This is a genomic window from Terrabacter ginsenosidimutans, from assembly GCF_039539425.1.
GTDB lineage: Bacteria > Actinomycetota > Actinomycetes > Actinomycetales > Dermatophilaceae > Terrabacter > Terrabacter ginsenosidimutans.
The window spans coordinates 831,678-843,361 of sequence record NZ_BAABDC010000002.1 but is presented as its reverse complement, the minus strand read 5'-3'; the positions used below and the strand labels follow the sequence as shown (position 1 = coordinate 843,361).

Here is an 11,684-nt window from a genome sequence, read left to right as displayed (position 1 = left end):
TCTTGTCGTCTGTGTCGGGGAACATGTGCCCGTAGGTGTTGAGCGTCCTCATCGCCGATGCGTGGCGCATGCGCGTCTGCACCGCGTTTTCACATCAAGCCCCTGCGAGATCAGCAGCGACGCGTAAGTGTGCCGCAGGTCGTGGAAGCGGAAGCCTTGAGGCAGGCCCTGGACTGTGCCGCGTCGATAGCGAACCGCGCGCTCGACGGCCCAAGGCCCCAGTGGCTTGCCCAGCTCGTCCAGGACGAAGGTCTCTCCCGTGGCCTGGGCGGCGAGCATGAGTGAAAGGTCGCTGGGAATTGGAACCGGCGTCCGGGCCGCGTCGGACTTCAGCGGCTCACCGCCCCACTGCTGAGCGGGACTCACGATGCCGCGCATCAGGTCGACGTCCGTCACGCGCAAGCCGCACACCTCCGAGACGCGTAGGCCAGCGAAGGCCCCGAGCAGCACGGCTGGGCGGAGGTGGTCGGGCATCGCGTCGTGCAGCTCCCAGACCTGTTCCACTGTGGCGACCTCGGGGCGCTGGCTGCCCTGTCGCGGTGACGTCTTCCGGCTGCAGGGTGACCTGGGGATGAGCCCGTCATGGACAGCGTCCGACATCACCTGGGAGAAGCGTCGGTAGATCGCGTAGCGCGTGCTGTCGGCGTACTTCTCGCCCAGCCGGGCGACCCAGGCCTTGACCTCGCTCGGGCGGATGTCGCCCAGACGCCGATCGCCAAACTCCTGTCGGATGATCCGCGCGTGGACGTTGGCCTGTCGCACCGTGGAGGCGCGGCGTGAGCCATAGCCCTCGAGCCAGCGGTCGAGCCACTCCCCCACAGTCAGCCGCGCCGTCCTGGCGTCGATGTGGTCGCCGCGACGCACGGCCGCCTCCTGGTCAGCCAGCCACGACCGCGCCTCCGCCGAGCGCTTGAACCGGCGCAGATGCTCCTTGCCGTCCGTGTCTCGGTAACGAGCCCGGTACGTCCCATTCTCTTGCCGCTTGACGCTGCCCATCAGCCAGCCACCAATTCATCGAGCGTGCAGCCGAGGATCGCGTCACCGCAAAGAGCCTGCGCCTCGCGGAGCTTGAGTGCGCGAGTACCCAGCTCCACCCTGCTCACAATCACCTTCGTCCACGTGTGAAATCCCTTGACATTCATCGCGGCTGCCACCTGTGCCTGCGAGAAGTCGCGGCGCTCGCGGCGCTCTCGGACACGCTTCCCGATCTGCTGATCCGTAACTGTCATAGCCGAGAGAGTATCGGAAATCTCTACTTGGTGCTATCGTCCGAAGGTATAGAAAATCTCTACCTGCGGAGGCAGCTATGGAACTCATGACCGTCGATGAGGTTGCCGAGGCGCTGCGCGTGCCTGTCGCGACCGTCCGCTACTGGCGAGCCCAAGGCTCAGGTCCGAAGTTCGTTCGGATCGGAAAGCGAATCGTCTGCCGGCGAAGCGACCTCGAGCGCTTCGTCGAGCAGAAGTTCGCAGAGTCCGCCTGAGCCACACGAACCGCTCGGCCGACCTGCCCCGGCCAGCCCGAGCACACGGAGCAAATCACCGATGACGTCCGCTCACGCACAAGCGGCCCTCTCGCGCCGAAAGACCAAGCGCAAGAGAACCGCCGGAGCTATCACCACACCAACTGTCTCAGACCTGGCCCACTTTCTTGGAGCCCATGGCCGTTCCATAGCCGCACGAGCAAGCATGCACGGCGGCCTGTGCGCTCTTGCCTATCTCATCCTGACAGGTGGCCTGCCATGAGCGCAGACATCCTCAACACGCGCACCATCGCCCTCCTCATGGGCCTCGACCGAAACACGGGCGAGCCGGAGCGCCGCCATCCTGTTACCGGTGAGCGGATCGCCCACCTTGCCGCCGGGTGGACTGAGGCCGACCTCATGCCGCTACCGGCCGGCATGGAGCCGAGCATGCGGGTGATGCAGCAGGCCCGCATTCTCGGCGAGGAGGTTGCTCTAACCCACGAGCGTGAGCACAACTCGTTCGGTGAGGGCAACCCGTTCTGCCGGATCTGTCGGCCACAAGGCTGGGAGGGTTCGCTGCAGCGGCGCCTCATCCTCGACGCGCGCTTCGACCCTCGGCAGACGCCGCCGCCGCTCGTTCAGCCCGTCATCGCGGAGGAACGGAACGAGTACTTCACCTACGACGGGCTGGCCGACATGCCCGATCCCGAATGGATGATCCACGGCGTCGTCCCACAGGGTGGCATCGGCTACATCACCGGCCGTGATGGCTCCTTCAAGACCTTCCTCGCCCTCGACATCGCCGTCTCGACCATCGCGTGGCCCCACGGCCCGAACTGGCACGGAGGCCGCTTCGTCGAGGTCGGCGGCTACGGCCGCGCCCTCATCCTCGAGGGCGAGGGCGTCGGCTCTATGCGGAAGCGGATCGACGCCGCCGTTGGGGCCAAGGACATCACGCTCACCGAGAAGCAGAAGGCCTCGATCGTGGTGCGCAACGGCACCGTCAACCTGCACGGCGGCAAGAGCGAATTCCATGGGCTACTCGACTTCGTCCGCGAGTTCCAGCCCGACGTCGTCATCGTCGACACGCTAAACCGCAGCGCCGGCGCCGCCGACCAGAACAGCGCCTCGGACATGAGCGTCATCACCCAACGCCTTCACCTCATCGCACAGGCAGCCGAGGAGCGCGCCGAGCACGGCGAACGCTGCACCGTCATCGTTGTGGCACACACCGACAAGGGCGACAACGACGCCCGAGGCTCCTCCGCGATCGAGGACGACGCCGACTTCGTCCTGCACTGCAAGAAGTCCGACGATCGGCTACGAGTCCGCGTCGCCAAGATGAAGGACGGCGAGTCCGGCTTCGACATCACGCTGCAGGCCAAGCCATACGGCGAGAGCATCGCCCTGGTCGAGTCGGGGCCGGGCCGAGACGGCGACGCGGACACGTCGGTGCGTCGTTGGGTGGAGCTGCGGATGAAGTTGCGCGACGAGATCGACGTCCACCCCGGCTCAACGACCAGGGCGCTCTACCAGGCCATCCGCGGGCGTGTGGAGGACAAGGCGGCGGCTCTGCGCTGGATGGTCGAGCACGAGCACGTCCGCGTCGAGTCTGGCCCCAGGAACGCCTCACTTCACTACGCGGGTCCGGTTCGGTTCGTTGTCGAGCCACCCACCACCCCGGGGGGATCGGCTTGACCGAGCACCGTTTCCCACTGTTTCCCACCGTTTCCGGGACACGGTCGTTGACCGTTTCCCCGTCTCCCGACCCTAGGAGGGAGACGGGGGACGGTGCAGACGGAGGCAGTGAAGCCCTGCACGAGCACACCGCCCCTTTCGAGGGCAGGCATCTCCCTCACACTGTCGAGCCGACCGGCTCGGCCTGCTACGTCGCCCGCGCTCCCGCGGCCGATCCGATCACCGAATGAAGGAGCACCACCATGACTGAGAATCCGTTCGCGTTCGAGCTCGACTACCGGCCCATCACTGGCAACAGGCGCGGGTTCACATCCCACGCCGGCGACTGGCGACGCAACCACCTCGTCAGCCGCAAGCCCGTGCACTGCGAGACCGATCGTGCCGCCGAGGCGTGGCAGTCCGTCCTCGAGGCGGACAACGTCCTGGCAGCCGCGGAAAGCGAGCTCGCGGTCCTGCCGGCCGATCGCGATGAGGAGGCCCGGGACGTCGCAACCGCCGACCTGGCGGCCGTCCGCGCCGGCAAGTCGCTGCCGAAGTCAAAGGCGACAGACTGGGATGCCGAGGAGCGTCGCCGGCATGCGGTCGTCGCCCTGCGCCGCGAGGAGCTGGCCACCGCTCGCAACAGCTACGAGGTCGTTGCCGCCGAAGAGGCACCGAAGCGCGCCGACGCGGCTCGTGAGCGGCTCACAGTTGCCCGGTCCGGGCTCACCGCGGCCGCCCCGGCGCTGCTCGAGGCGCTTGCCGAGTTCAGAGCGGCGAAGGCAGCCGCCGAGGCCCTCGCCGAGGAACTCGACCCTCAGCTCACGGAGTGGGTGTCCGTCACGAGGCGCGACCCCGACATGAGCAAGGCGCAGCGCGAGCTCGACGCCGCGGGCCCGGCGATCCGACGTGCGCTGGGAGAGGATGCGCACCCAGCCCTCACTGGTGAGGTCTACCTGGAGGACCGTGGCGACGTCGTCCCGCCCTTGTGGTGGCGGGAGTCGGTGCACCGTCACGGCTCCGAGCACGACGCAATGCGGCTAGCGGAGATCGAGGCGGCCGAGCGCTACCGCGTCACGTCGTATGAGAGGGAGCTGGGCGAGCGGTACTTCCCGCAGCCGCCGGCATGAGCGCCGAGGCCCGGACGATTCCCCGTCCGGGCCTCGCCACTGCCCCGGCAACTCAGCAAGTTGCCCTGATGCCACGAATCAGCTCGTTCTCTTCTTCGTCGGTGAATCGACCCACGTGAGTGACGGCGTAAATGCGGCGCTCGCAGTCGGACATCTGGACCCCCGCGTTTTCGCTTGCCGGGTGCCACTGCGCGTCCAGAGCACTGACATCGGCGGGGCAGGCCTCCTTCACCTTCGCCGCGAACTCCGTGGAGTCGATGTCCTCCGAATAGTTCACATTCGAGGCCAGAAAGGTCAGTTCCCCCGAGTGCGTAGCGACGGCCTGCTTGTAGTTGTTGCACACCTCTGCCACGCCCTGCCGAACGCGCTCATCGGCTTGCGCCTGGTGAATACGGCCGCTCACGATGCTGACGATGAGCCATACGAGTAGTCCGCCCACGACCAAGGTGGTCAAGATTTTCTCCTGCAACGTCAGCTGCGAATTCGCAGCAGACCCGGTACCGGAAGCGGCCTGGGCGCCGACATGTGACGAAGGGGCCGTGCGGGTCCCGGTGTACTTCAATGGTCTCGGTGCCTTGCCGCCGCCGGAGCACAGCTTGCCGTTGGCCACGTGCGCAACGACGACCCTGTTGGCGTTGTCGGCCAGCGCGACCGTCTCATCGCACCGGGCACATATGCCGAAGTCGCTCAAAGTCTTGCCTCCCCTGAACCCTCCCCCAGCGTCGGGGGACCGACGGCCGACGCTACACGGGCGCGCGCAAAGCAGCACCGCAATGGCCCGATTTGAACCGAGCCGTGAAGCGTCGTTCATCAGAGGGCCATGAATAGGTCAGAGTGTCGGGCCCTGTTGGATGACGCGCAGTTCCGCCGCTCGCAGGCTGGCGTAGAAGCGCTCGCGCTGCTCGCGGGTGACCCTTGTGCCCGAAGAGGACGGCAACCGGGTGCCGGATGCCCTCTCGAAGAAGCGTCGACACGCGGCGAATGTCCGCTGGGCAGCACACAACGCGATCAAGGCGGAACTGAGCCGTGGCTAAGCGGCGGCAGGTCAGCCACCCGTACGTCGACCGCTTCGCCGACGGCCGGGTCGAGACGTGGCTGACCAATGAGGACCGGGTCGCCGTGGCGACTGCTAGCGCAAGCGTTGAAGCTTTGGCTGCTGTCACTGGAGGCCTTCACGCCAGCATGCGACTCTCTGGCATCCCGGCCGAAGGGCGAGATGCTTGGGCCCTCGCCAGCCTCGCCGCCGGACACCGCTGCCGAGCGATTACCGCCTGGGCAGCGGCCAACAGCATTCCATCCAGTCAAGCCTTGGACTACTTCCTCGGTGAGCCCCAAGTGGTCACTACATGACCTCCCGCTCTACGGCAAGGTCGACCTCCTTGAGCGCTGAAAGTTGTGTAAGACGTCGCCTCAGCAATTCCGGCCTCCGCCAATCGAGTCGCCTAAGCGCTTAAGGCCGTGCGGGCGGCTACATTGCCGGCATGGCTTGGCTAGAGCGAATCCTCGGCGCCCTGCGCTCCAGCGATCCCCCGGCGACCACCACGCAGACTCCTCAACCGCGCACCGCCTCGTCGGCACCCACGCGAATCCCGACGGCAACGCCGCCGACACCTGCGACATTCACGCCCTCTTATCCGGTGGCGGACGACGACGATGAGCCTCAGCCAAAGTGGTACGTCCCAGCAGACGGGGACAAGAGTCGCTTCACTGCGCCAGTCGGCGGAATGCCTCCCCTGCACCTGATCCCCTACCAGGACGGGCTACGCCTGTGCGAGGACAGCACAGGCCTGCTCGTCAGTCCCAACGATCGTCGCCTGCCGGGCGTCGGGATCTTCGTCGTCAACGTGCGCGGCGAGACCTACTACAAGGCAGCCTGCAAGGCGGGCGACTTCTCTCCGGGCGTCTCGGTCCGCCTACGCCGGGAGCCGGACAACCCCTACGACGCGAACGCCGTGGCCATCACCGCCGACGCAGACGGCGCTCCAGTCATCGGCTATGTGAACAAGCAAAAGGCCCGCATCATGTCGCGCATCATCGACGGGGGCGCCGTGCTCGAGGCGATCAGCCTGCGAGGCAACCGGGCTGGTGTCGTGACCGATCAGGTGGCCATTCTCGCCGCTGAGCCTGAACTGATCGATCATCTGCGGTCCACGCGTCCAGCAACCTTTCCGCGGCCCGCCTTCATGGGACCACGCTGAGACGAACTCTCAGTCCTGGCATGAAACTTGGCGTGCCGCTGGGCGTCGTCGCGCCACACGATCAGGCAGGCTATACCTCTGGAGCAGCAACCTTGCCTGGAGCGTCCGACATCGGATTCTCCGCGATATAGGCGCGAGTGACCTCGTACTGGTCCGCGATCCATTGGTCGAGCATCGTGACCTCGACCCGCCAGCGCCCTCGCCCGCCGATCTTGATAGCCGGCAGATCGCCGGAGCGCACGAGCGAGTAGACCTGTGCCAAGGTCGTGGCCAGCAGTACGGCGACGTCGTCGAGCGTGTAGAACCGCGGCGTCAGTCGCGACGCACCTTCCCTCGCGGACTCGGATCCTTTGCTGAGCATGGCCCAGATGATGTCTGGTGACGTTGGCCCGATCCCCAACCGGTTGAGCGCCACGTCCGCGACGGGCAATGCCGGCTTGGTCGAGCGCCCGGCGCACAGCCGATTGGCTGCGGCCTGTCAGCTCCGCGAGCTCGTGAATCGACCGGCCTGCTTGGTACTGAACGGCGCAGAACCCCAATAGACGCCCGCGCTGCTTGGGCGTCTATTGGGGTTCTGGCGCGTCGAGGCAGTGGCGACGAACTCAGGTAGCACCTCCAGTACGGGGCGGCCAGGGTAGGGCACTCTTACGCTCCTACGGCGAAGGCTGTGCTACGCCAGCCCAGTTTTTCACCCACGTGGCCCCCGTAGACGACAGGATCATCTTCGTCATCGGGCTCTGCTCGAACAGGATCGTCATGAGGTGGTAGAGCTTGAGAACAGCGGTCTGCAACGCCTGATCGTCTTCGAGATCCTCGATCACGACACCCATGCGCCTCGCTTCGTCTCGATCGATCCGGCGCCCATGGCTCTTGTGGGTACTGGCGTCGTTGAAGTGGTGGGCCACGGCCTGTCCGCGGGCCTCAGCATTAGCGTCGCCCTCGAACATCCACTTGCTCACCCACTCAGCCACCATGCGCTCGGAGTAGTCAAGGGCGTTCTGGGCATCCTGCAGGAGGGCCGGTCCAAGGCTAGAGAGGATCGGCGCCCACACATGCGCAAGGTCTCGATTCGCCAACACTTCGCCGGACGCGCGCTCGAACTGTTCTGTGATTGCTCGCGCCGACGCCTGACGTCCCCCACCCACCATCTGGGGATCGATGGGACCCAACTGGCTCTGGCGACCCATGATGACCCGGTTGGCCGCAAGGCTGATCATGGTGCCCGCGGACATGGCGATGGCCGGAACGATGACTTCGATGTCAGTGAACTTGGAGCGAAGGTAGGCCACCACCGTCTCGGCAGCGTTAGTGACACCGCCCGGCGTGTGGATGACGAGCGTCAGCCCCTTGGTGCAGTCCATCCCATAGATGGCACTCATGAAGCCGTTCAGATCCTCGTGCGTGATCATCAGGCTCTCGGACGGCACGGACGGCTTCTGCAGAAAGGCGGATGCGTACACCATCACCTGACGGTCGCCGCGCAAGCGACTGACGTCAGCGACAGCCTGTGTCCGCGTGATATCGAGCCACTGCTGCAGCGCAACGTCATCACCTGCTCGCGCCTGGAACTCCGCGAGCAGGTCGTTCCACGACGCCATCAGGCGGGCGTGAAGGTGACGGTCAGCGGTGCAATCGCGGGAGCGTAGAACTGTGGCAGATCACGATGCACGCCTGACGCCGGGGGCAACGCGTCCAGAGCGGTTAGTTCGAGGTAGCGCTCATATAGCGGCATGGCGTCGCTGATCTCCTGCACACCTTCGAGCAGAACTGTGTTGTCCACGTCGGCTTCCCCTGGAGAGTGATTCCCTGTTGATCGGATGAACGAAACATAGCGCGTCATCAGTTCCCTGAGTCGCGAAGCACGAGGGACACCCCGATGGTCGAACACCCGTTCGACCATCCGTCACACTGTTGTCATGGGCGGCGGATCGGGACGGGGACACAAGCACCCGATTCCCCCAACACCCCCCAGCCGACGGCATTGCTGGGTCCGCGGCGGACCAGACGCACCCGGACCACACCCCGGCATAGTGCTCGAGTGGCAGAAGCGCGACGACCGGTGGGTTGCCTTGGTCAGTTATGTGATCGAGCCTGAGGGCGTGGTCGTGCAGCAATGGCTCGCGCCCGAACTGCTGACGCCGATCGGTCGATAGACGCGGGAGCCGGGCCGAGGCGAGCGGGAAGCCTCACAATCACGGCATGGCACATCGCGAGGGTGAAGACCTAGAGGCGTTCATGAAGCGTCGTGAGCGCGAGGCAAGTCGGCGCGGCGCGCTCATCGTGGCGGCAGTATTCGTCTTCGGAGCTGGTTGGTAGTCAGGGCTCGATCGGTAGGGGTACTGGCGCCGCAGCAAACAAGCGAGACGGCGCTGACAGTGGGAGCCATAACGCAGGTCTGCTCGGTCCTCCGCGAGTACGGCAGCAACGGACTCGAAGGCTGCGACGCCGCGGCGCAGTCCGCCATTGACCGATGGGCCGGCGCCCCGGGCCTCCCTCTGCACTCCGACAGCTGAGTCCTGCGTCGGGCTCGCGCGCAATTTGCCGTGCGCGTCGAGTGCCGCGAGACGCGCCGGTCGTGGCACTGTCTCGCCATGACTGATGAGTTCCGCCGCGAGCACTGGGAGCGGGGCGCCGAGTGGCCGTTGACGCTACTCGCTGTCGTGTTTCTCCTGGCATACGCGCTGCCCATCCTGCGGCCCGGCCTCGCCCCCGCTCTGGCGCAGGCGTGCGAGTTGGCGACTTGGTTTGCATGGGCAGCCTTCGCCGTCGATTACGCCGTCCGGCTCGGCCTATCGCGGCGTCGCGCCGGTTTCGTACGCACTAACCTGCTCGACCTAGCCGTGGTCGTCCTACCGCTGCTGCGGCCCCTTCGACTGCTACGCCTCGTCACCCTTCTCTCCGTGCTCAACCGCGCTATGGGCGGATCCCTCAGAGGCCGGGTCGGCGTCTACGTGAGCGGAGCCACGGCGCTCGTCCTCTCTGTCGCCGGGCTTGCGATCCTCGACGCTGAAAGACAGTCGTCGGAGCCGAACATCACCAGCTTCGGGGATGCCCTGTGGTGGGCTGCCACGACCGTGACAACCGTCGGCTACGGCGACCGCTACCCCACCACGGCCACCGGCCGGTTCATTGCCGGCGGCCTCATGCTCGCAGGCATCGCCCTGCTCGGCATCGTCACAGCATCGTTCGCGTCGTGGCTGCTCGACAAGGTCCGCGAGGTGGAAGGCGAGTCGCAGGCCGCCACGCGCCGCGACATCGAGGCCCTGACCGCCGAGGTCCGCGCGCTTCGCGAAGAACTGGCGGGCTTGCGCCTAGGCTCGCCCTCATGACGCCGAACCCTCGGGCACTCGCGCTCATACGTGAGGCCGAGACCACGACGACTCTGCTGGTCGAGGGTGTCTCGATGATCGTGCGTCCCGATTGGCGATTGAGCAGTGGGGCAGCCGCATGGACCTGTCTCGCCTCGGGTGCAGAGCGCCTTTTGAAGCTGACGATCGGCCTGTCCGCTGAGGCGGACGGGCTGCCATGGCCCGCCGACGAGATTCGGCATACGTACGCTCATCGGCTCCTTCTCCTGCGCCCCGACGTGGATCGGGCGCTGGGCGAGCGCCTGGGTAGAGCTCCGGCAGCTGCGTACATCGCCAGCCTGGTTGAGCTAGTGGCCGGCGACCCCTATCTCCCGACCATCTTCGAGGCACTCGCCCAGTGGTCGGATTCCACCGGTCGTTACCGCGACTTCGAAATGCTCGCCGGGCACGAAGTCCAGCGGAATGGCCCCGCCGCGACTTGGGAGGCCGCGGAGCGGTTGACGTGGACGGCGCGCCCGGACGTTCTCGAGGGGCTCGCCATGCCGGACAACCGGTCGGCCTTAGTGACGATGCGATCCGAGCTCGCCGGCTCGGTCCTACGGTGGTGGTTCCTGCACTACCGCGCCTGGGCCCACGGCGTGTTCGGCCCGGTGGCTAAGCAGCACTCGAGCAGCCTTGACCCGCGAGATATCGGCGCCATTCGTGCCCTTACGTCGCGGCTCCTGACGGGACTGTGACCCGCCACACGCCGATCGGGAGCACGCTCTCCTCGGTAGCCGTACGAGCCTGCGGTCTCTGCGGCGACGTGCGCAAGATGTCGAAGGCCCACGTGCCCCCTCGGGCATCAGGCAACACAAATGTGGTACTCCGAGCCCCCGACATCGTGCTGAACGGCGTGCGCCAGCCGGGCCGCTGGACCGCGGGCGGGATGTGGGTGCGTGGTTTGTGCCAGGACTGCAACAACCGCGCCGGAAACACCTTCGATGTTCCCTACGCCGATTTCGCCCGGCAGGTCGAGCGTCTCTCGACCCCCATCGCAAGCCGCCTAGCCATCGTGCCGGGCCAAGCCCCCGCTGCATCATTCGCACCGGGGTTGGTCTCCCGCTCGGTGCTGTTCGGGATGTTTGCCATCAACCCCCGACTGCGCGTCATCTTTCCGGATCTCGCAGACGACCTCAGACAGGACAGCACCCGCGGAGCTGGTCAGGTGAGATGGCCAGATCAACTCAGTTTGACAATGGCACGCACGCACGCAGCCTTCCCGGGTCAAGGGTTGCTCTCGAGCGGCGTGTGGTCGATGCGGGTCCTGCGCGAAAGAGTCGTGCACTGGACGTTCGCAGACATCGTGTGGCCCCCGCTCACGTGGTGCCTTGTCCCGAGCGACAGGGAGCCTGAACGACTGGGGCTTGGCCCCCCAATAACGAGCGGGCTTCCGGATGTAAGCGAATGGGTCAAGTACGGACCCGACCGAACCTCCGTCGACCTGCGCAACCTCATCCCGACTTTGCCGTCCTTTGCCCACCCCATGTTGAACCGAACCGACGACTGGGTCGAGTTCATGACCAGCGACGGTTCGGACGGAGATGCGGTCATCGTCTTCGGCAAGGCCCCGTGACCGCCCCCCTGCTCACGCCGGAGGCCCCATGCCCAGTCAGCCGCTGGCCGCAGATTGGCCGCAGACGAACCAAGGATTTCAGTCAATGACCATCACTGCGGAATCGAGTCTGCGCAGGTCAGCGGCTCTTTCCGTCGCCACCCAGCGACGACACGTCATGCACGACCAGTTCGAGATGTACTTCGACATCTGACGGCACGGGCCGGAACCGGCCCTGACCTGACGCGACGCCCACGCCACGGGACCCCCTGGCGTGGGCGTCGTGCTGTCGTGCCCCGTCCAGGTCCCGGC

At 66.2% G+C, this 11,684-nt stretch carries 13 protein-coding genes and 1 pseudogene; 7 read left to right on the top strand and 7 right to left on the bottom strand.

Annotation, left to right across the window (positions count from 1 at the left end; genetic code table 11):
- Nucleotides 1-48 precede the first annotated feature (48 nt).
- Nucleotides 49-996 (bottom strand): tyrosine-type recombinase/integrase, encoded by a 948-nt coding sequence (locus ABD831_RS09965; RefSeq protein WP_344945168.1) that lies wholly within the window; start codon nt 994-996, stop codon nt 49-51.
- Nucleotides 996-1,229, bottom strand: coding sequence for a helix-turn-helix domain-containing protein (locus ABD831_RS09960; protein ID WP_344945164.1), 234 nt, complete (start codon nt 1,227-1,229; stop codon nt 996-998). The genes ABD831_RS09965 and ABD831_RS09960 overlap by 1 nt, the downstream gene beginning before the upstream one ends.
- Nucleotides 1,230-1,306: 77 nt before the next feature.
- Here ABD831_RS09960 and ABD831_RS09955 point away from each other — a divergent pair, with 77 nt between their 5' ends.
- The 3 genes from ABD831_RS09955 (at nt 1,307) to ABD831_RS09945 (ending at nt 4,272) form a co-directional block, all read left to right on the top strand.
- The gene (locus ABD831_RS09955; RefSeq protein ID WP_344945161.1) at nt 1,307-1,483 is read left to right on the top strand and encodes a helix-turn-helix domain-containing protein; all 177 of its coding nucleotides are present in this window, start codon (nt 1,307-1,309) and stop codon (nt 1,481-1,483) included.
- Nucleotides 1,484-1,741: 258 nt separating this feature from the next.
- The gene (locus tag ABD831_RS09950) at nt 1,742-3,163 is read left to right on the top strand and encodes an AAA family ATPase (RefSeq protein ID WP_344945158.1); all 1,422 of its coding nucleotides are present in this window, start codon (nt 1,742-1,744) and stop codon (nt 3,161-3,163) included.
- A gap of 242 nt (nt 3,164-3,405) precedes the next feature.
- Nucleotides 3,406-4,272, top strand: a complete 867-nt coding sequence (locus ABD831_RS09945) for a hypothetical protein (protein ID WP_344945155.1) — start codon at nt 3,406-3,408, stop codon at nt 4,270-4,272.
- A gap of 52 nt (nt 4,273-4,324) precedes the next feature.
- Here the strand turns inward: ABD831_RS09945 and ABD831_RS09940 are convergent, their stop codons facing one another.
- The gene (locus ABD831_RS09940; protein WP_344945151.1) at nt 4,325-4,963 is read right to left on the bottom strand and encodes a hypothetical protein; all 639 of its coding nucleotides are present in this window, start codon (nt 4,961-4,963) and stop codon (nt 4,325-4,327) included.
- 790 nt (nt 4,964-5,753) lie between these two features.
- Here ABD831_RS09940 and ABD831_RS09935 point away from each other — a divergent pair.
- Nucleotides 5,754-6,470 carry an HIRAN domain-containing protein gene (locus tag ABD831_RS09935; protein WP_344945148.1) on the top strand — a complete coding sequence of 239 codons (717 nt, stop codon included), beginning with the start codon at nt 5,754-5,756 and terminating at the stop codon, nt 6,468-6,470.
- Between the two features lie 70 nt (nt 6,471-6,540).
- Here ABD831_RS09935 and ABD831_RS09930 read toward each other — a convergent pair whose 3' ends face one another.
- From ABD831_RS09930 to ABD831_RS09920, 4 genes and pseudogenes are all read right to left on the bottom strand, one after another.
- A complete protein-coding gene (locus ABD831_RS09930; RefSeq protein WP_344945145.1) occupies nt 6,541-6,831 on the bottom strand; it encodes a helix-turn-helix domain-containing protein in 291 nt (96 codons plus the stop codon).
- 58 nt (nt 6,832-6,889) lie between these two features.
- Nucleotides 6,890-7,015, bottom strand: a pseudogene (locus ABD831_RS22240) (helix-turn-helix domain-containing protein); the annotation flags it as partial.
- Nucleotides 7,016-7,123: 108 nt separating this feature from the next.
- A complete protein-coding gene (locus tag ABD831_RS09925) occupies nt 7,124-8,068 on the bottom strand; it encodes an SDH family Clp fold serine proteinase (protein WP_344945143.1) in 945 nt (314 codons plus the stop codon).
- On the bottom strand, nt 8,068-8,250 hold the full coding sequence (locus ABD831_RS09920) for a hypothetical protein (protein ID WP_344945140.1): 183 nt from the start codon (nt 8,248-8,250) through the stop codon (nt 8,068-8,070). The genes ABD831_RS09925 and ABD831_RS09920 overlap by 1 nt, the downstream gene beginning before the upstream one ends.
- Before the next feature lie 811 nt (nt 8,251-9,061).
- On the opposite strand from ABD831_RS09920, the gene ABD831_RS09915 reads away from it, so the two are divergent.
- From ABD831_RS09915 to ABD831_RS09905, 3 genes are all read left to right on the top strand, one after another.
- Nucleotides 9,062-9,799, top strand: a complete 738-nt coding sequence (locus ABD831_RS09915) for a potassium channel family protein (protein ID WP_344945137.1) — start codon at nt 9,062-9,064, stop codon at nt 9,797-9,799.
- A complete protein-coding gene (locus ABD831_RS09910; RefSeq protein ID WP_344945134.1) occupies nt 9,796-10,515 on the top strand; it encodes a hypothetical protein in 720 nt (239 codons plus the stop codon). Before ABD831_RS09915 ends, ABD831_RS09910 begins: the two co-directional genes overlap by 4 nt.
- Before the next feature lie 77 nt (nt 10,516-10,592).
- Complete coding sequence (locus ABD831_RS09905) at nt 10,593-11,393, top strand: hypothetical protein (RefSeq protein ID WP_344945131.1); 801 nt, start codon at nt 10,593-10,595, stop codon at nt 11,391-11,393.
- Nucleotides 11,394-11,684 lie beyond the last annotated feature (291 nt).

Bases quoted from the DNA above. Each gene is read 5' to 3' on its own strand.
- ABD831_RS09965 (WP_344945168.1), bottom strand. From the start codon at position 996: ATGGGCAGCGTCAAGCGGCAAGAGAATGGGACGTACCGGGCTCGTTAC.
- ABD831_RS09960 (WP_344945164.1), bottom strand. From the start codon at position 1,229: ATGACAGTTACGGATCAGCAGATCGGGAAGCGTGTCCGAGAGCGCCGC.
- ABD831_RS09955 (WP_344945161.1), top strand. From the start codon at position 1,307: ATGGAACTCATGACCGTCGATGAGGTTGCCGAGGCGCTGCGCGTGCCT.
- ABD831_RS09950 (WP_344945158.1), top strand. From the start codon at position 1,742: ATGAGCGCAGACATCCTCAACACGCGCACCATCGCCCTCCTCATGGGC.
- ABD831_RS09945 (WP_344945155.1), top strand. From the start codon at position 3,406: ATGACTGAGAATCCGTTCGCGTTCGAGCTCGACTACCGGCCCATCACT.
- ABD831_RS09935 (WP_344945148.1), top strand. From the start codon at position 5,754: ATGGCTTGGCTAGAGCGAATCCTCGGCGCCCTGCGCTCCAGCGATCCC.
- ABD831_RS09930 (WP_344945145.1), bottom strand. From the start codon at position 6,831: ATGCTCAGCAAAGGATCCGAGTCCGCGAGGGAAGGTGCGTCGCGACTG.
- ABD831_RS09925 (WP_344945143.1), bottom strand. From the start codon at position 8,068: ATGGCGTCGTGGAACGACCTGCTCGCGGAGTTCCAGGCGCGAGCAGGT.
- ABD831_RS09915 (WP_344945137.1), top strand. From the start codon at position 9,062: ATGACTGATGAGTTCCGCCGCGAGCACTGGGAGCGGGGCGCCGAGTGG.
- ABD831_RS09910 (WP_344945134.1), top strand. From the start codon at position 9,796: ATGACGCCGAACCCTCGGGCACTCGCGCTCATACGTGAGGCCGAGACC.
- ABD831_RS09905 (WP_344945131.1), top strand. From the start codon at position 10,593: ATGTCGAAGGCCCACGTGCCCCCTCGGGCATCAGGCAACACAAATGTG.